The sequence below is a fragment of the Methyloversatilis sp. RAC08 genome (assembly GCF_001713355.1).
Lineage (GTDB): Bacteria > Pseudomonadota > Gammaproteobacteria > Burkholderiales > Rhodocyclaceae > Methyloversatilis.
Window position 1 is genome coordinate 1,976,997 of sequence record NZ_CP016448.1, and the last position, 19,432, is coordinate 1,996,428.

Below are 19,432 nucleotides of genomic sequence, written 5' to 3' on the forward strand. Positions count from 1 at the left end.
CAGGCCTCAGCTCCGATGAACTGCTGCGCTGCGACATTCTGCTGCACCTTTGGTTCATAAGCGTAACTTAATATCAAAGGGAAAAAAACAAACTTTTCTTATCCATAAGTTCTCCTTATCGTCGGCGCCTCGGATCGAGCTTGCAGCACACAAACGACCGGCAGGGCGCCGGAACGAACCATCAGGGAGGAAGACATGGGCGACATGAACACCCCGACGCAGATCACCGATGCGAAGAAGCGCTACTCGGCCGGCGTCCTGAAATATGCGCAGATGGGCTACTGGGACAGCGACTACGAACCGAAGGCGACCGACATCCTCGCGCTGTTCCGCATCACGCCGCAGGACGGCGTCGATCCGATCGAAGCCGCCGCCGCGGTGGCAGGCGAATCGAGCACCGCGACCTGGACCGTCGTGTGGACCGACCGCCTGACCGCCTGCGACATGTACCGCGCCAAGGCCTATCGCGTCGATCCGGTACCCAACACGCCGGGTCAGTTCTTCGCCTACGTCGCCTACGACCTGAGCCTGTTCGAGGAAGGTTCGATCACCAACGTCGCCGCATCGATCATCGGCAACGTGTTCAGCTTCAAGCCGCTGAAGGCGGCGCGGCTGGAGGACATGAAGTTTCCGGTCGCCTACGTGAAAACCTTTGCCGGCCCGCCGACCGGCATCATCGTGGAGCGTGAGCGGCTGGACAAATTCGGCCGCCCGCTGCTCGGCGCAACGACCAAGCCCAAGCTAGGCCTCAGTGGCCGCAATTACGGCCGCGTGGTGTATGAAGGCCTGAAGGGCGGGCTGGATTTCATGAAGGACGACGAGAACATCAACTCGCAGCCCTTCATGCACTGGCGCGACCGCTTCCTGTTCGTCATGGACGCGGTCAACAAGGCCAGCGCCGCGACCGGCGAAGTCAAGGGCAGCTATCTGAACGTCACCGCCGGCACGATGGAAGAAATGTACCGGCGCGCCGACTTCGCGAAGGATCTGGGCTCGGTCATCGTCATGGTCGACCTGGTGGTCGGCTACACGGCGATCCAGTCGCTGTCGCACTGGTGCCGGCAGAACGACATGATCCTGCACCTGCACCGCGCCGGCCACGGCACCTACACGCGGCAGAAGAACCACGGCGTGAGCTTCCGCGTCATCGCCAAGTGGATGCGCATGGCCGGGGTCGACCACATCCACGCCGGCACCGCAGTGGGCAAGCTGGAAGGCGACCCGATGACGGTGCAGGGCTATTACAACGTGTGCCGCGACACGCACACCGAGGTCGACCTGCAGCGCGGCATCTACTTCGACCAGGACTGGGGCGCACTGAAGAAGGTGATGCCGGTCGCGTCCGGCGGCATCCACGCCGGCCAGATGCACCAGCTGATCGACCTGTTCGGCGACGACGTGGTGCTGCAGTTCGGCGGCGGCACGATCGGCCACCCGCAGGGCATCCAGGCCGGTGCCACCGCCAATCGCGTGGCGCTGGAAGCCATGGTGCTGGCGCGCAACGAAGGCCGGAACATCGCCGAAGAAGGCCCGCAGATCCTGCGCGACGCCGCGAAGTGGTGTTCGCCCCTGGCCGCCGCTCTCGATACCTGGGGCGACATCACCTTCAACTATGCGTCGACCGACACCTCGGACTATGCGCCGACGCCGTCGGTGGCTTGACCATGGACAAAGCCAGGAGGCAGCGTCGTGCAGGAACAGCCCGTGGGAGCGGTGTTGTGTGGGAGCGGCGGCCTCGCCGCGATACGCACGCTGCAATGTGGCCATCGCTGCACTGATCGCGGCGAGGCCGCCGCTCCCACAGCAGCCGCTCCCACAGCCCGCTCACATAACAGGCCGCGATGCCACGGAACATCAACTGAACAAGGAGAACAGCATGCGCATCACCCAGGGCACCTTTTCCTACCTGCCGGACCTGACCGATTCCCAGATCGCGGCGCAGATCGACTACTGCCTGGACCAGGGCTGGGCGGTCGGCATCGAGTACACCGATGACCCGCACCCGCGCAACACCTTCTGGGAAATGTACGGCAACCCGATGTTCGACATCCGCGACGCGACCGCCATCCTGCTCGAGGTGAATGCCTGCCGCGCCACCTTCCCGCAGTACTACATCCGGGTAACCGCGTTCGACTCGACGCACGGCACCGAATCGGTCGTGCTGTCCTTCATCGTGAATCGGCCGGACGCCGAACCCGGCTTCCGCCTGATCCGCACCGAAGAACCGGGCCGCACCGTGCGCTACAGCATCGAAAGCTATGCCGTGCAGGCGCGTCCGGAAGGCGCGCGTTACTGAAGGAGGTTTGCCTCATGGACGCCGTCACCGCACCTCCGACCGGAATCGAATCGCCGCGCTCGATGTTCGCATCGTCCGGCGTGCAGGCGCTGCTCGACCAGCTCGATGACGAGCTGATCGGTCTCGCGCCGGTCAAGAGCCGCATCCGCGACATTGCCGCGCTGCTGCTGATCGACAGGCTGCGCGCCGAACAGGGCCTGCAGTCGAAGCCGCCGTCTCTGCACATGTGCTTCACCGGCAACCCGGGCACCGGCAAGACCACGGTGGCGCTGCGCATGGCCGAGGTATTGAAGCAGCTCGGCTATGTGCGCAAGGGCCACATGGTGGCGGTGACGCGCGATGATCTGGTCGGCCAGTTCATCGGCCACACCGCGCCCAAGACGAAGGAAATCATCAAGAAAGCGATGGGCGGCGTGCTGTTCATCGACGAGGCCTACTACCTGTACCGGCCGGAAAACGAACGCGACTACGGGCAGGAAGCGATCGAAATCCTGCTGCAGGTGATGGAGAACCACCGCGACGACCTGGTGGTGATCCTGGCCGGCTACCGCGACCGCATGGACACCTTCTTTTCCAGCAACCCCGGCATGGCGTCGCGCATCGCGCACCACATCGACTTCCCGGATTACGACCAGGACGAATTGATGCGCATCGCCCAGCTGATGCTGCGCAATCTGAACTACCGCTTCGACGACACCGCCGAATCCGCGTTCGAGCGCTACCTGGGCCTGCGTCGCCAGCAGCCGCACTTCGCCAACGCGCGCTCGGTGCGCAACGCGCTCGACCGCATCCGGCTGCGCCACGCGACCCGGCTGTTCGCCACCGACACCGCACCGACGCGCGACGCGCTGTGCACGTTGTACGCGGAAGACGTGCTGGCCAGCCGCGTTTTCTCGATGAACCGACAAGACAGCTGACATGAACCCCGACACCCTGAACCACATCCGCGCGATCGCCTTCGACCTCGACGGCACGCTGGTCGACAGCGCACCCGACATCTGCGCAGCACTCAATGCCGGCCTGATCAAGGCCGGCCTCGCGAGCGCCGATCTCGACACCGCGCGCGGCTGGATTGGCGGCGGCCCGGATCTGCTGATCCGCCGTGCGCTGGCGCACTTCGGCATCGCAGACAGCGACGGCGCGCTGCAGGCGCAGCTGCGCCAGGCCTTCGATGCAGCAACGCTGGCCGCACCGCTGAAGTACGGCCATGTGTATGACGGCATCGCAGACATGATCGAAGGCCTGTACGGCGTGTTTCCGCTCGCCGTGGTCACCAACAAGCCGACCCCGCTGGCGTGCGCCGTGCTCGGCGCGGCCGGCCTGCTGCCCTTCATGGCGTCGGTCCATGGCGGCGACCGGGCAGAAGAGCTTAAGCCGTCGCCGGCGCCGCTGCTGGCCGCGGCACAGCGGCTGCACGTTGCGCCGCACGAGCTGCTGATGGTGGGCGACAGTTCGGCCGACCTGCTGGCGGCGCGCGCCGCCGGCTGCCCGGTGGTGCTGGTGGGCTGGGGATATGGCGCGCATTCGATACCCGAAGGCATCGAGCCCTGGCATGTCGCATCGCCCGCGCAACTGTTGCAGGAAATGATGTCGCGCTGCGCCGAACAGGGGTAGCGCGACCGGGATGGAGAGGGAAGAGCAGGCAGCACCCCGGCCGGACCGCGCCCGCAGAGGCGCGGCCGGACAACCGGGCATAAAAATGACATGCACAATGACCGAGCAATGATCTGAGGGGAGACCGAAATGCCGACAGGCGGACGCAGTACGTTGATCCAGTTCCTGATCGAGGAGCGGCGCCGGCACCCGGGCGCCACCGGCGACCTGAACGGCCTGATTGCCGACATCGCGCTCGCCTGCAAGGCGATCTCGCGCAAGGTTGCGTTCGGCGGTCTGGCCGACGTGCTGGGCGACCATGACAAGAGCGGATCGGGTCGCGCGATCAATGTACAGGGCGAAACGCAGAAGACGCTCGACGTGCTGAGCAACAACATCTTCCTGCGTGCCAACGAATGGGGCGGGCACGTCGCCGCCATGGCGTCGGAGGAGCTGGATGACATCCACCTGCTGCCGGGCCACTATCCGCGCGGCAAGTACCTGCTGGCGTTCGACCCGCTCGACGGTTCGTCGAACATCGACGTGGACGTGTCGGTCGGCAGCATCTTTTCGATCACGCGCGCCGTGCGGCCCGGCGAAGACGCGACCGGCGCCGACTTCCTGCAGCCGGGCACGCAGCAGGTGTGCGCCGGCTACGCCATCTACGGCCCGTCCACGATGCTCGTGCTGACGCTGGGCAATGGCACGCACGCCTTCACGCTCGACCCGGTGCTGGGCGAATGGGTGCTCAGCCACGCCAACCTGACGGTGCCGCGCAGCACGCGCGAATTCGCCATCAACGCGTCGAACAGCCGCTTCTGGGAACCCGCGGTGCGTCGCTATGTCGATGAGTGTCTGGCTGGAAAAACCGGACCGCGCGGCGAAGATTTCAACATGCGCTGGATCGCCTCGCTGGTGGCCGAAACGCATCGCATCCTGATGCGTGGCGGCGTGTTCATGTATCCGCGCGACACGAAGGACCCGTCGAAACCGGGTCGTCTGCGCCTGCTGTACGAGGCGAACCCGGTGTCTTTCCTGATCGAGCAGGCGGGCGGCATGGCGAGCACCGGGCACAGCAGGCTGATGGAGGTGCAGCCGACGTCGCTGCACCAGCGCATTCCTTTCGTCTTCGGCTCGGCCGAAGAAGTGACGCGCATCGAGGCGTATCACCGCGAGCCGCAACCGGACACCTATGAATCGCCCCTGTTCGGGCGACGTGGCCTGTTCGCCGGTCAGAACGGCTGAGCGGTGCGCACGGAACAGAATCCAGTCATCACGAGGTTGCCATGTCAGTCAGACACCCCATCGTTGCGATCACCGGCTCGTCCGGCGCCGGCACCACATCGGTCACCCGTACTTTCGAAAGCATTTTCCGCCGTGAGGGCGTGGCCGCGGCGGTGATCGAGGGCGACAGCTTTCATCGCTACGACCGCGCCGAAATGAAGCGTGCCGCTGCCGAAATCGATCCGAAGGAAAAGCCGCACTTCAGCCATTTCGGCGAAGAAGCCAATCTGTTCGATGAGCTCGAAACGCTGTTCCGCACCTATTCGGAAACCGGTACCGGACGCAGCCGCAAATACCTGCACAACGACGAAGAGGCCGCCCCCTGGGATCAGCCGGCAGGCACCTTCACGCCCTGGGCCGACCTGCCGCCGAGCGAGCTGCTGTTCTACGAAGGCCTGCACGGCGGTGTGAAGACCGACACCATCGACGTGTCGCGCTACCCCGACCTGCTGATCGGCGTGGTGCCGGTCATCAATCTGGAATGGATACAGAAGATTCACCGCGACCGCAGCACGCGCGGCTACTCGACCGCCGCGGTGACCGACGTGATCCTCGGCCGCATGCACGACTACGTGCATTACATCTGCCCGCAATTCACGCGCACCCACATCAACTTCCAGCGCGTGCCGGTGGTCGATACCAGCGACCCCTTCATCGCGCGCACCATTCCAAGCGCAGATGAAAGCCTGGTGGTGATTCGCTTTTCGAATCCGCGCGGCTTCGATTTCCCTTACCTGCTGAGCATGCTGCACGACTCCTTCATGTCGCGCGCCAACACGCTGGTGGTGCCGGGCGGCAAGATGGAACTGGCAATGCAGCTCATTTTCACGCCGATGATCCTGCGTCTGCTGGAACGCCGTCGGCAGCAGCGGGCAGCATGAACGGCATGATCACCCGACCGGACAGGCGGCGACGAATGCCGCCGCAGCGGACATGGTGAGGCGGATCGCCATCGACGGCTGCGGGCGCACCGCGCGCAACGCGCGGGCGGCAATCTGCACGCACCCGGCGTTCTGCGCCAATGGCGGGCTGGAACTGGTGAACGTGGCCGTGCGCGGCGAGGCTACGCCGGCCTGGGGCAAACACGGCGTCGACATCGTGCTCGACTGTTCGGGCGACGATCCGCGGCGGCACCTTGCCGCGGGTGCGACCAAGGTGCTGTGCGGCGCGCCGGCCGGCGGCTTCGCGTTCGACGGCCTGGTGGTGTTCGGCGTGAACCACATGCGGATCGATGGCTCGCACCGCCTGCTGCACGGCGCGTGCAGCGCCACCCACGGCATCGCGCCGGTGGCGCGCCTGCTGCACTACGCGCTGGGCATCGAGCACGCCGTCATCACGCCGATGCACGATGTGCAGCACTGCGCCGGCATCGCCTGCGAGCGAGAAGGCAGCGTGGCTGCGCAGCTGCAGCAGGTACTGCCGCGCCTGCCGGGTGCGCTGGACGAAACACCGCCGGTACATTTGCCGGACTGCGATCTGGTGCTGCTCGGCATGGTGTTCGCCGCCGGGCGCGACACCAGCGTGGAAGAAGTGAACGCACTGATCCAGTGCGCCAGCTTCGGCGCCTACGGCGACCTGCTGCGCTACTGCGACGGCCCTGACGACACGACCAGCGCAACCGACCTGCATTCCTGCCTGTTCCAGGCGGCGCTGACCCAGGTGTCGGGCCGCATCGTCAAGGTGTGCGCCGGCTACCGCAGCGAACTGGGTTACGCACGCCGGCTGGTCGACACCCTGGAAGTGATGGCGCGCGTCTGATCCTGCCCGGCTGGCCGCAAGGGCAGGTCGCAACCGGCTGCGAATGTGTCATCCACCTGTGCTGCCCTGCATGGCCTTAAGACGCGCAGCGAATCCACGTTCTGCGGAGGCCGTCACCAGCAGGCGCTCGGTCGATCGCGTCATGGCGACATACAGCAGCTTGGCGTCGGCCGCCACGCGATCCGCGTCGTCTTCGGCCCGCGGCAGCGTGTGGGCGCCGCACACGACCATGAACGGAAATTCCAGGCCCTTGCTGCTGTGCATGGTCATGAGCTTCACGGTGTCCTCGGACGGGCTGAAACGACGCTTCGATCTCGAATCGGACAGCCAGTGCACCGGAATCGACGCGGCCATCAGGTAACGATGAAGACGATCGCCGATGTACTTGTCGGGGCAGGCAATGCACATGTCGGCCCACGCCACGCCGCGTTCCGCATGCATCTTCTTCAACGTGCGCGTGATCAGCGCCATTTCCTCGGCGTCCGACTCGAGAATGCGCAGCACCGGCGGCGGTCCGCGACGGCCGCTCGACTGCGGTTCGAGCAGCGGCACGTGGTCGTCGTCGGCATCGGCCGCGGTCAGGTAGGCGCGCGCGAAGTCGTAGGCGAAGCGGATCACGTCCTCGGTGTTGCGGTAGTTGAGCTTGAGCACCGTGCTGCGGCCGCGCGCCTGTATGCCCACGCTGGACAGACTGAAGTCCAGACCGCCGCGCTTGCCGTAGATGGACTGCGCATCGTCGTACAGCATCAGGAAGGCGTTGGTTTCCGGATCGACCATGCCGACGACGAGGCGCAACCACTCGGGCGCGAAGTCGTGCCCCTCGTCGATCATCACGGCACCGTACTGGGCGCGCGGTATGGCGCCCTTGTCGACGGCATCGATCACCGCGGACACGACACGATCGAAATAGTCCTTCCCGGCCGCCGGGCGCTCGACGTGATACGCCCGCAACTGCTCGCTGCACCAGTCGTGAAAGTGGTACACGCTCACCTTGCCGGCAAGGCCGCGGGTGGCGATGAGGTCGCGCAGGCGAGCCGCCAGCGCGATGTTGTAGCAGAGCACGAGAATGGGTCTGGCGAGAACGCGCGCCAGATGCAGGCAGCGGTAACCGAGGATGAGCGTCTTTCCGGATCCGGCCACGCCGTGGATGACGCGGTGCCCCTCTCCCAGGCTGCGCGCCAGCATCTCCTGCTGCATGTCCATCACCCGGACGAGGTCCGGCAGCAGGCCGTCGTCCGAAGCGTCTTCACCCACCTCGGCGAAGAGGTCTGCCTGCTGATGACCGATGCGCACCTCCGGAAACAGATGCCAGCGTATGCGGTCGATCTGCGGCAGCGTGAGACTTTGCGGGAAGCTCACGTCGAACATGTTCCACAACTGCTGCTGGAAGGCTTCGGCATCGCTCGCCTCGCGCATTTCGTCGGCGCAGATCACGCGATGCGGCGGCAATACGTCGCCGAGGTCGGTGGCTTCGAACTGTTTGCGCGTCATGCCGCTGAGTACGACGCCATAGCCCCACGGCAGCACGAGCTTGCCGCGATGCCGGCCTTCCTGCTGCACCAGCTGCGGATCGCGTTCCAGATCGCCGATCAGCTGATAGGCGCACTGCCTGACCTGTTCCAGCGGATTGCTCACCACCCTCGGACCGGCCTCGGTCAGAAGCTGCACGGATACGCGGTCGATGGACTGCAGGGTGGCCAGGCGCCAGTCCTTCACCTCGAGCAGCAAAAGGCCGCGGCGGGGGTGCAGGACGATGAAATCCGAGTACCGCCGGCGGGCACCGACCGGCATGTCGTACCAGCACAGGTAGTCGTCTTCGAGCTTGTCTGCGAGACGCTGCGCGAAACGTCGTTCGCCCGCCTGCATGCGCGAGGCGCAGGCGCCGTATGAAGGAATGAGCGTGGCCATGCTTGAGGATGACGGCACGAAACATCGCGCATGATAGACGAATGGATCTGCCAGGGTCACCGACGCGCAGGCGCGCGGCCTGCAGACTTCGTGCCTTCAAAGCAAGGCGCCGCGCCCCGTTCCACTGCCAGGTGCGGTCAGCAAGCGGAGCGTACTCAGGCCACCCGTCGCCAATGACCGGGCGGCAGGCCGAAGCGCTGCGTGAAGCGGCGAGTGAACGTGCTCTGGTCGGCGAAACCGGTGTCGAGCGCGATGTCGCCGAGCGAACGTGACCTGTCGTCGAGCAGGGCGAGCGCGGCGTCCAGACGCAAGCGGGTCAGGTAACGGTGCGGAGCTTCGCCGAAGGCGTCGACGAAAAGATCGTGAAAGCGGCGCGGACCGTAGCCGAAGCGGGCCGCCAGTTCCTTCAGCGGCGGTGCGTCGCCAGCGTGGCGGCGCAGCCAGGCGTCGACGCGTGCGACCGGAAAACGGCGCGCGTCGTCGTTCGCCGGGGCGGCATGCAGCCGGCCGGCCAGATCATCGGCCAAGCGGCTGGCCAGCAGCCAGTGACGCGGCCGCGACACGCGCTCGCCGGCCAGGCCGAGCAAGGGCTGCACGCGCCGGCGCAACGCGGCGTCAATGGCGAAGGCACGCGGACGCTCGAACAGCGACGCCGGCAAGGCGACCGACGCCGCCGGCAGGTCGACCACCAGCTGGCGGTTTGCGGCGTCCAGCCCGCGGTAGTCGTGCCGGGTGCCGGCCGGTATCAGCAGGCCGGCGCCGGCATCGACCCGGTGCAGGTGGCCCTCAAGCTCCAGTTCGGTGCCGCCGTCGCCGCCCAGCACGACCTGGTGGAAGTCGTGCGCGTGCCCGGCCGGTTCGGCCGCGTAGCAGCGGGTATCGACGTTGGGATCGGTGACGTGCATGGCATGGCCTTCAGCGACGCCGGCACAGTAGCACGCCGCCCAGAGCGAGCGCGAAACCGGCCATCTGTAATGGCGCCAGCCGCTCGCCGAACAGCAGGGCGGCCTGCACCGCGGCCAGCGGCGGAGCCAGCAGCACCAGCACGCTCACCTTTGCGGCCGAGCCCCGGCGCACCATCCACACCAGCAGCGTGCTGCCGATGGCCGACAGGCCGAACACCGCCCACGCCAGTGCCGCCCACAGTGCCGGGCCGGGCACCCATAACGACTCGCCGAGCGCCAGCGCCACGACCAGACAGACCAGCGCGCCCCCGGCGTTCTGGATCGCACTCGAACTGAACAGATCGGCGGCGGCGATCGAGCTTTTCTGCACCAGCGTGCCGGCGGTGATGCCGGCCACGGCGACCAGCGCCACCCCGACGACCAGCGGCGACAGCGCCTCAGGGCCTACGCTTGCCAGCCGCGGCGCCAGCACCAGCACGACCCCCAGCGCACCGGCCAGCAGCCCGGCCCAGAAATGACGGCCCGGCGGTTCGTTGAACAGACGCTGCGCGATCAGGGCGGTGAACATCGGCTGCAGCGTGGCCAGCAGCGCCATCACCGCCGGCGACAGCCCGTGCGCCACCGCCCAATAGCCGCCGCCCATGTAGACGCCCTGCAGCAACGCACCGGCCAGCAGGTGCTTGGGCCACTGGCTGCGCGCCGGCCAGGCGACACGCAGCGCGCCGGCGATGGCGGCGTACATCAGTGTGGTCAACGTGAAACGGGCGAGCAGGAACAGCGCCGGATCGGCCACACCGTCGATCGCCCGCGCAACGATGAAGCCGGTGGACCAGACAAGTACGAACAGGGCAGGGGCGACGACGGCAAGCACGACACGGGACCTGGAATGAAGGGCTGCCAGTCTGCACGGCCACTGCAGCGAAGTCTTGTCGAAAACTGCAATCCCTGCTTGCGCCGGGCACGGCGGCAGCGGACCTGTGGGAGGGACCTGTGGGAGCGGCCTGTGGGAGCGGCCTGTGGGAGCGGCGGCCTCGCCGCGATTGATGCTTCGATGATCGCTGATCAACGCGCCGATCGCGGCGAGGCCGCCGCTCCCACAGAACCGCCGCCGCTCCCGCAGGGGACACCCCCCGGGCCGATCGTTGTTGGCGGCGGTACGCTACAGGCTGCCGCCGGAGAACAGCGCCTTCCTGATCACCGCGTGCACGCCCCAGTTGCCATCCACCACCTGGGTCACGGCGAAATCGACGCCGACCGACAGCAGCGAAATCGCTTCGTCTTCGGTCAGCTTCTGCGTGTCCATCAGGAAGGCGCGGCTCTTGCGGAAGGCGTCCTTCAGCGCGAGGTCGACCGAAGACTTGGCGTAGATGTCGCTCTGCGCCTTGTCGCCCAGTTCGGCCAGATAGTTGGCGAAGCTGAAGCCGTGGATCACCCATTCGTCAGGTGTTTCGAGCAGCGGGTAGGCGAGCTTTTCGAGTGCGGTGCCGGCGAGGTCGGCCTTCTTGTGCAGGATGAACTGGAAGGTGCCGGTCAGCGAACATTCGATGGCGGTGCCGCACAGTTCGGAATCGCCCTGACCCGCGTGCGGGTCGCCGACCGAAAACAGCGCGCCCTTGACCGCGACCGGGTAGTACATCGTCGCGCCCTTGCCGATGCGCCAGTTGTCGATATTGCCGCCGGTATAGCTGGGCGGGATGGAATCGACCATGTCGGCTTCTTTCGGCGCCACGCCGGTCACGCCGAAGTGCGGCCGCGTCGGCACACGCACGTTCTTCAGCACGCCGTGGTTTTCCTTGATCGTCGAGTGATCGACGATGACGCCCGGGTAGTCGATCGTCTTGTGCACCACGCCGAACGGGTCGGTCTGCGGCGTCCACTGGAAGTTGTACACCGCCTGCGCCCAGTTCTTCTCGCTGCTGGCATCGATCTCGTAGATCGTGATGACTTCGCGTTCCTTCGGCTCGGTGATCAGCTCCTTGAAGTGGAAGCCCCACCAGGCCGCGGCATTGACGCCGAAGCTCTTGCCCTTGTACTTCGGGTTGGCGCTCGGCCGCGGCGTGACATCGACGATGCGCACCTCGAGCACGTCGCCCTCTTCCGCACCCTTCACATACACCGGCCCGGTGCATATGTGCACCCCGAGACCTTCGCCGGCACCGCGTCCGAACAGGCTGGCGTCCATCGGCCCGGCACCGCGGCGGATGACGCCCTTCTTTTTCTTGTCCCAGTAGAAAACGCTTTCCGCGCCCGGGTCACCCTTGATCATGCGGTCGAAATCGTCGCCCGCGTGGTGGGTCAGCGTTTCGATGGTGACGAAATCACCCGGTTCGACCGTCACCTGCGGCTTCAGCGACTTGCTGAAGTAACCCCAGTGCACCGTGTCGGCGCTGGCCGCAATGTAGTAGTGATTGACCGCCTTCATCGTGCCGGTGGCCGCATCCTTGGCCATTGCCGAACCGACCCAGCCGGCGCTCAGCGTGCCGAAACCGGCCGCCAGCGAACCCTTCAGCAAGCCGCGCCGCGACGGATCCGGCGGCGCCGGCGTATCGAGCGCCGCTTCGCCGTTGCCGTCGACCTGTACCGTCAGGCGGCCTTTTGCATCACAGAAACTGCAGTGCTGATGTGCGGGATGAGTACAGCTCGACATGCGGACGCTCCTTCTGGACAGTGGGGGATGTGCAGCACCGCATGTTGCGGTGCATCAATCGTGCCAGAGGGAAAGTCCTTATGAATCAATGGTCGGGAGTGTGAAATCTGCCCGCTTTGGGTGCGTTGCGCACTGCAACGGCGCAGTGTGGCCGCGCGCGAGGCGTCGCCAGCGAGCAACGTACGATGGCGGTGGGGAAGCGCAATGTGAACTGTAGTAATCGGCGCCCTACCCCGATCAGACCGACGCCTGCTCGGCCTGCCACTCCTTCAAGGTCCGGCCCTTCGCGTCCTTCCACATCAGTCGGCCGTTGGAACACGTTCCGAGCACCATGTCTGACGCGGACGATGGCGAGCTGAATACATAGTCCTGGGTGAAGCGGTACACATCGCCTTCACGAGCGAGCGCGCCGTTCTCGATCAACTCCTGGCGCAGATCGCTCGACCGGCGCATTTGCTGAAAACTCGGCGTCACCACGACCACCGCCTGGGAACCCGCCTTCACGACGAAGCCCTGGCTGGACTCGAACCCGGTCGCCAGAACGCCTTTGGCATTGCAGGTCAGCAGTACCTCTCTCCTGCCTATCGGCGCGGGGCTCGATTCAAACGCATGAACGCCCATCACCGGCAGCATCCCCAGCATGTTCTCCAGAAACACCATCATGTCTGCCCGGTCCGCTTCCGACAGGCTGGATTCGAGGGGCTGGGTCGCGTTGTCCAGTGGTACGCGGCGAGCCGCTTTCGCCAGGCGGATCAGGTGGGCTTCGAGAAACTGGACGTGTGCCTTGTTGAGCTGCCCCGGCGCCGCGATGAAGCAGATGGCGCGAGTCCAGAAGTCCTTCTGTACATAGTGACTTTCGAGCCGCGGGCGCACCGGGTCGCCTTCGCCGATGTAGAGCAGCTCTCCCTCGCCATCCTCACGCGGACCGAGCAGCAGATAGACACCGGTCTGCTTCAGTTCATCGCGCTGCTTCACTTGGGGCAGCAGAGCGCGCGGGAACATCAGCGCCTTGCCGATCCAGTTCGATCGCTCGACGATGCGAAGGGCGTCGGGGTCGCCGTCGGCGACAAAGATGCGCAGCGAGAACGGCTTGTTCATATCTTCTTCCTCGTGCAGGAACTCGCGGTTATTTGCGGTGGCATGTCGTTGGGATGCGTGCGCACCGAGCCAGGTGTCGGTAAGGCAGCCGCAGCGGGCAGGGTCGGGACGCTCACGCCGACCAGGCCTCACCGAGCGCCTGCGCCTGCTGCAGCACCAGTTCCACCGCCTTTTCCTGCTCGTCGGGCGGGTAGCGGTATTTGCGCAGGATGCGCTTCACCATCAGGCGCAGCTTTGCGCGCACGCTTTCGCGTTCGGACCAATCGACCGTCAGGTTCCGGCGCAGGCTGTCGGTCAGTTCCTGGGCGATCTTCTTCAGGATGTCGTCGCTGAGTTCACGCACCGCCGATTCGTTGTCGGCCAGCGCGTCGTAGAAGCGCACTTCGTCCTCGCTCAGACCCAGTTCCTCTCCACGGCTGGCCGCCGCACGGAATTTCTTCGCCATCGCGATCAGCTCTTCGATCACCTGGGCGGTTTCGATGGCGCGGTTCTGGTAGCGCGTGATGACGTTGGCGAGCAGTTCGGAGAACTTCCTTTCCTGCACGACGTTGCTGCCGAAGCGTGACTTGATTTCACCCTGCAGCAGCCGGTCGAGCAGTTCGACCGCCAGATTGCGTTCCGGCAGGTTGCGCACGTCGGCGAGGAAGTCGTCGTCGAGAATGCCGATGTTCGGCTTGTCCAGCCCGACGGCATTGAATACATCGACCACGTCTTCGGACACAACCGCCGAGCTGATGATCTGGCGGATGGCCAGTTCGCGCTCATCGTCGGTGCGCTTCTGCTGTGTGATGTCGCGCTTGGTCAGGATGACCTTGATCGCCTGCAGGAATGCGACTTCCTCGCGCACGGCCTTCGCCTCATCCAGCGTGCAGCACAGCGAAAATGCCTGGCTCATGGCCAGCACATTGTCGGCGAAGCGCTTCTTGCCCTCAGGCTGGCCCAACACGTGATTGGCTGCACCGGCCAGGCGCTTGTGGCTGGCGGTCAGGAAATCGCTCCAGTCGTAGCCGTGCAGCAGCGCGCGCAGCACGTCGAGCTTTTCCGCCAGCAGCGCATAGGCTTCTGCGGCATCCACCGTCGGCCGGCCGCGGCCGTTGCTAGCGGTGTACTCCTTCAGCGCGCTTTTCAGTTCGTTGGCGATGCCGATGTAATCGACCACCAGCCCGCCCTGCTTGTCCTTGAATACCCGATTGACGCGGGCGATCGCCTGCATCAGGTTGTGGCCCTTCATGGGCTTGTCGATGTAGAGCGTGTGCATGCACGGCGCGTCGAAACCGGTGAGCCACATGTCGCGCACGATGACCAGGCGGAGCGGATCACCCGGCGCCTTGAAGCGCTTCTCGAGCCGCTTCTTGACCTGCGCGCTATATATATGCGGCTGCAGCAGGGCGCGGTCCGACGCCGAGCCGGTCATGACGATCTTGATTGCGCCCTTCTCCGCGTCGTCGTCGTGCCAGTCGGGGCGCAACGCCACAATGGCGTCATACAGATGCACGCAGATTTCGCGGCTCATCGCGACGACCATGGCCTTGCCGGTCTGCGCGGCGTTGCGCGCTTCGAAATGCTCGACCAGATCGGCCGCCACGCGGGCGATGCGCGGTTCGGCGCCGACCACCTTTTCGAGCGCGGCCCAGCGGCTTTTCAGCTTCGCCTGCTGGCATTCTTCTTCGTCTTCGGCCAGTTCGTCGACCTCGTCGTCGATCTGCGGCAGGTCCTCCTGCTTCAGCGACAGCCGGGCCAGCCGCGATTCGAAGTAGATGGCGACCGTCGCGCCGTCTTCGCGCGCCTGCTGCATGTCGTAGATGTGGATGTAGTCGCCGAACACGGCGCGCGTGTCGCGGTCTTCGCTCGACACCGGCGTGCCGGTAAAGGCGACGAAGGTGGCGTTGGGCAGCGCATCGCGCAAGTGCTGCGCGTAGCCGACCTGATAGCGCGTGACGTATTCGGTATCCGGCTGAGCCACCTTCAGCGCCCGCCCGCCGTCATTGGCGGCATCGGCTGAACTGCCGCGCGCGGGGCGCACTGTTTTCAGCTTCGCCTCGAAACCGTACTGTGTGCGGTGCGCCTCGTCGGCAATCACCACGATGTTGTGGCGATCCGACAGCACCGGGAAGCTGTCTTCGTCTTCGCCCGGCATGAATTTCTGGATGGTGGCAAACACGATGCCGCCCGACGGGCGGTTGCCTAGCCGGGCGCGCAGATCCTGCCGGGTGGCCGCCTGCACCGGCTGTTCGCGCAGCAGGTCCTGCGCCAGCGAGAACACGCCGAACAGCTGGCCGTCGAGGTCGTTGCGGTCGGTGATCACGACGATGGTCGGGTTTTCCATCGCCACGTCCTGCATCACGCGGGCGGCGAAGCAGGTCATCGTGATGCTCTTGCCGCTGCCCTGGGTGTGCCACACCACGCCGCCCTTGCCGCGGGTGAGCGGCGCACCGTCGGGACGCGACGCGGCCACCACCTGGCGGATCGCCGCGCGCACCGCGTGAAACTGGTGGTAGCCGGCGATCTTCTTCACCAGCCCACCATCGTCTTCGAACAACACGAAGAAACGCAGAAAATCGAGCAGCATCGGCGGCGCGAGGACGCCGCGCACCAGTGTTTCGAGTTCGTTGAAGTGGCCCAGCGGGTCGAGCACGTCCCCGTCGATGGTGCGCCATTGCATGAAGCGCTCGGAATTGGCCGACAGCGAACCCAGCCGCGCCTCGCTGCCGTCGGCGATCACCAGCAGTTCGTTGTACTGGAACACATCCGGAATCTGCGCCTTGTAGGTCTGTATCTGGTCATAGGCCTTCCAGATGCTGGCAGTCTGGTCAGCCGGGTTCTTCAGTTCCAGCAGCACCAGCGGCAGGCCATTGACGAACAGGATCACATCGGGCCGGCGCGTGTGCTTCGGCCCCTTGATCGTGAACTGCCGGATGGCCAGCCACTCGTTGCACGCGGGGTCGGCCCAGTCGATCAAGCGCACGAAGTCGCCGCGGGTGTCGCCGTCCTTCTGATACTCGACCGGCACGCCGCCGATGAGCAGCCGGTGAAACTGCCGGTTCGCCGCCAGCAGCGCCGGCGTGCCCAGATCGAGCACCTGGCGCAGTGCGTCCTCGCGCGCCGCCGTCGGAACCGCCGGGTTCAGCCGCGCGATCGCGCTGCGCAAGCGACCTTCCAGCACCACCTCGCGGTAGTGGCCGCGCTCCGGGCGGCTGCCGTCAGGCGCCAGATCCGGGCCGTCGAGCGGCGTGTAACCGACGTCAGCCAGCCAGCCCAGCACTTCCTGTTCGAGGTGGTCTTCGGTCATGGCGTATCGCGCACCTTCTGTCGGACGTCACGGCAGGCGCTCGCCGGTATCGATCTGGATGAAAACGCGGCCTAGTCTGCCAGCATTTCGATATAGGACTGATAGCTGAAGCTGCGGTTTTTCTTCTGGCCGGTCAGTTCGACCACAATGCCCAGCGTTTCGAGCAGCTTCACCGCCGCATTGGCGGTCGGGAAAGTCGTGTCGAGTTGTTGGCGCACGCGCTCAATGGTGAAGCGCGGCATCATCGGCAGCAGTTCGAACAGCCGGTAGCTCGCCGGCGTGGCTTTCGGTTCGGCCAGCAGGCGGCGACGATCGGCGGCCACGAGGCTCGCGATCGCCACGATATTGCGTTCGGCCGCGCTGGCTGCGACCGCCACACCTTCGAGAAAGAACGCGACCCAGCCTTCCCAGTCGCCGTCGGTGCGTATGCCGGACAGGCGGCGGTAGTACTCGGACTGATGCCGCTTCAGATAGCCGCTGAGGTAGAGCAGTGGTTCCGGCAGCAGTTGCCAGTGTTCCATCAGCACGGTGATCAGCAGACGGCCCATGCGGCCGTTGCCGTCGAGAAAGGGGTGGATGGTTTCGAACTGCGCATGCACCAACGCGATCCTGACCAGTGGCGGCAGATCGGCCGGCGCCGGCTCGTGGATGAAGCGTTCGACGTCGGCCAGCAGCGCCGCGACCTGTTCGGCCGGCGGCGGCACGAACACCGCGTTGCCAGGCCGGGTGCCACCGATCCAGTTCTGCGAACGACGCAATTCGCCCGGTTGCTTGCCGCGCCCCCGCGCGCCGTCGAGCAACAGCCCGTGCGCCTCGCGCAGCAGGCGCACGCTGAGCGGCAGGCCAGCGGGGTCGCGCAACGCATCGCGCACATGCCGGAAAGCGCGCAGGTAGTTGGTCACTTCCTCGACGTCGTCGGTATTGCTCACCGCAAGACCGGCCTCGTCGTCGAACAGGTCGGTCAGCGTCGCCTGCGTGCCTTCGATCTGCGACGTTAGTAAGGCCTCTTTACGGATCGCGCTGTACAGCAGCCAGTCCACCGACGGCACCAACCCCGACACGCCGGACAGGCGCGCGAGCGCGTGTTCGGCCGCCTGGTTCAGCGCAGCGAACGCATCGACCGACAGCGCAGGGTCTCGCGGCGGCAAGACGTGCGGCACGAAGGCCTGCACGGATTCGCCGAGGGTCGAGGTGGTGACGCAGGTACCGGTGCTGCGCATGACAGGCATGGATTCTTTACACGACGCTTTTTATATTAAAGCATTCTTTAACTTGTAGAGATCCAGTTAAAGCCGGTTTGAACCTGAAAACGTCAGTTGATCGGCGTCGTCGGGATGGTCGGCAGGGTGTACGGCAAGGCGCGAGGACTGCCGCTTTCGCCGAAAGACGGAAATGATCGGCGAGCCAAACAGGGGTCAAGTACATCAACCCACTGTTTACATTGATTATCCAGTCACGCACCCTGCGGTGACCTGGGGTAGCAAGCGGGTTTGCTAAGCAATTGCTAAACAGACGTCGGCGGCGTACGGCAACGGCAGCGCGTCTTACTCGACTTCCAGCGCCTCGCTGTACTTCAGCCGCATCCAGTTCAGCATTTCGAGATTGCGTATCGTCCCGGCGATCGACCGGCGCTTGTCCTCGCGGTCCCACGACTTTTTCCAGCCGAGGATGTAGCGATAGAGGTCTTCTTCCGACACTTCCTGCACAGCTTCCTGCTTGAGCTTGCGCACCGCATACAGCACGGTGGCCACCTCTTCGGCCTGATCGGTGTTCTTGATGCGGCTGAACAGGTCGACCGTCTTGTCGATCTTCTTCCGGTAGCCCTCCAGCAGCGACGCGTACCGGTCGCGGAACGCCGGGTAGGCCGACCCGGCGTACACGGCGGTCATGCGGCCCAGCGTGCGTTCCTCGATGAGGTTCGTATTGGCGAACACCTTGATCGCTTCCTGCAACTCGGCCGAGAACGGCCCGTAGCTGCCCTGCTCGAAACGGAAGCCGGTGTCCACACCCTGCTCAGTCAGGATGTAGGCGATCTTCTGGAAGATGGTCCGGCCGACCGGGTAGGCATACGGCTGCCGGCCCAGTTCATCGACCACGGCCAGCAGGGCCAGCCAGGCCGGATTGAGCTTCTGCTGCTGGCGCCCCTTCACGTTGTCGGCGCTCATCGTCTGGCTGAGAAACTCGGCCGACAGCTGCGACTGCGGCGTGCCGTAGGGCGCGTAGATGGTCACCGGAATGTTCAGCGCCGACAGCTTCTGAAACATGATCGGCCCGACCAGCGACCATTCGAGCCCGCCATTGCCGCAGCCGAGCGGCGGCACCGCCAGCGATTCGAGCTGCCACGCCGCTGCGTGCGAAATCAGGTGATCGAGGCCGCGCACGATGTCGTCCAGCCGTGACGGCGAACGCCAGTGGTCCTTGGTCGGGAAGTTGATGACCGACGTGCCCAGCACGTCGCGATACAGGTAGGGCTCACCCGGCTTCACCTGGCCGGCGGCACAGCGCGACGCATAGTCGGCGAACATCTGCGGATAGCGCTTCTTGAACTCGGCCGCCACACCCTTGCCCATCACGCCGACACAATTCACCGTATTGACCAGGGTGGCCGCGCCGCTTTCGAACATGTCGCCGATCAGAATCTTGATCATGGCTGG

15 protein-coding genes are annotated in these 19,432 nt (G+C 65.4%); 7 read left to right on the plus strand and 8 right to left on the minus strand.

Translation table 11 applies throughout. The annotated features are described in order from the left end of the window. Nucleotides 1-195 precede the first annotated feature (195 nt). The 7 genes from BSY238_RS09265 to BSY238_RS09295 all read left to right on the plus strand — a co-directional run bounded on the left by BSY238_RS09265 (nt 196) and on the right by BSY238_RS09295 (nt 6,931). Nucleotides 196-1,662 carry a form I ribulose bisphosphate carboxylase large subunit gene (locus BSY238_RS09265; protein WP_069038877.1) on the plus strand — a complete coding sequence of 489 codons (1,467 nt, stop codon included), beginning with the start codon at nt 196-198 and terminating at the stop codon, nt 1,660-1,662. Between the two features lie 214 nt (nt 1,663-1,876). Beyond that, the gene (locus BSY238_RS09270) at nt 1,877-2,296 is read left to right on the plus strand and encodes a ribulose bisphosphate carboxylase small subunit (protein ID WP_069038878.1); all 420 of its coding nucleotides are present in this window, start codon (nt 1,877-1,879) and stop codon (nt 2,294-2,296) included. 14 nt (nt 2,297-2,310) lie between these two features. Then, nucleotides 2,311-3,213, plus strand: a complete 903-nt coding sequence (gene cbbX, locus BSY238_RS09275) for a CbbX protein (protein WP_069038879.1) — start codon at nt 2,311-2,313, stop codon at nt 3,211-3,213. A 1-nt stretch (nt 3,214) separates the two neighbouring features. After that, entirely contained in the window at nt 3,215-3,910 is a 696-nt protein-coding gene (gene gph, locus BSY238_RS09280; RefSeq protein ID WP_069038880.1) for a phosphoglycolate phosphatase, read from the plus strand. Nucleotides 3,911-4,039: 129 nt separating this feature from the next. Beyond that, entirely contained in the window at nt 4,040-5,134 is a 1,095-nt protein-coding gene (locus tag BSY238_RS09285; protein WP_069038881.1) for a class 1 fructose-bisphosphatase, read from the plus strand. 41 nt (nt 5,135-5,175) lie between these two features. After that, a complete protein-coding gene (locus BSY238_RS09290; protein WP_069038882.1) occupies nt 5,176-6,054 on the plus strand; it encodes a phosphoribulokinase in 879 nt (292 codons plus the stop codon). Nucleotides 6,055-6,106: 52 nt separating this feature from the next. Further along, nucleotides 6,107-6,931: a glyceraldehyde-3-phosphate dehydrogenase gene (locus BSY238_RS09295; protein ID WP_069038883.1), complete on the plus strand. Its 825-nt coding sequence runs from the start codon at nt 6,107-6,109 to the stop codon at nt 6,929-6,931. A gap of 48 nt (nt 6,932-6,979) precedes the next feature. Here BSY238_RS09295 and BSY238_RS09300 read toward each other — a convergent pair whose 3' ends face one another. The 8 genes from BSY238_RS09300 to darG all read right to left on the minus strand — a co-directional run bounded on the left by BSY238_RS09300 (nt 6,980) and on the right by darG (nt 19,426). Then, on the minus strand, nt 6,980-8,839 hold the full coding sequence (locus tag BSY238_RS09300) for a DEAD/DEAH box helicase (RefSeq protein ID WP_069038884.1): 1,860 nt from the start codon (nt 8,837-8,839) through the stop codon (nt 6,980-6,982). A 155-nt stretch (nt 8,840-8,994) separates the two neighbouring features. Next, nucleotides 8,995-9,744, minus strand: coding sequence for a helix-turn-helix transcriptional regulator (locus BSY238_RS09305; RefSeq protein WP_069038885.1), 750 nt, complete (start codon nt 9,742-9,744; stop codon nt 8,995-8,997). Between the two features lie 10 nt (nt 9,745-9,754). Next, entirely contained in the window at nt 9,755-10,615 is an 861-nt protein-coding gene (locus BSY238_RS09310) for a DMT family transporter (protein ID WP_069038886.1), read from the minus strand. Nucleotides 10,616-10,903: 288 nt separating this feature from the next. Next, on the minus strand, nt 10,904-12,391 hold the full coding sequence (locus BSY238_RS09315; protein WP_069038887.1) for an acetamidase/formamidase family protein: 1,488 nt from the start codon (nt 12,389-12,391) through the stop codon (nt 10,904-10,906). A 237-nt stretch (nt 12,392-12,628) separates the two neighbouring features. Next, a complete protein-coding gene (locus tag BSY238_RS09320; RefSeq protein WP_069038888.1) occupies nt 12,629-13,489 on the minus strand; it encodes a GIY-YIG nuclease family protein in 861 nt (286 codons plus the stop codon). A 112-nt stretch (nt 13,490-13,601) separates the two neighbouring features. Continuing rightward, nucleotides 13,602-16,778: a type I restriction endonuclease subunit R gene (locus BSY238_RS09325; RefSeq protein ID WP_069038889.1), complete on the minus strand. Its 3,177-nt coding sequence runs from the start codon at nt 16,776-16,778 to the stop codon at nt 13,602-13,604. Nucleotides 16,779-16,849: 71 nt separating this feature from the next. Continuing rightward, complete coding sequence (locus tag BSY238_RS09330) at nt 16,850-18,007, minus strand: Fic family protein (RefSeq protein WP_223300079.1); 1,158 nt, start codon at nt 18,005-18,007, stop codon at nt 16,850-16,852. 315 nt (nt 18,008-18,322) lie between these two features. Further along, nucleotides 18,323-19,426: a type II toxin-antitoxin system antitoxin DNA ADP-ribosyl glycohydrolase DarG gene (gene darG / locus BSY238_RS09335; protein ID WP_069038891.1), complete on the minus strand. Its 1,104-nt coding sequence runs from the start codon at nt 19,424-19,426 to the stop codon at nt 18,323-18,325. Between the last annotated feature and the right edge of the window lie 6 nt (nt 19,427-19,432).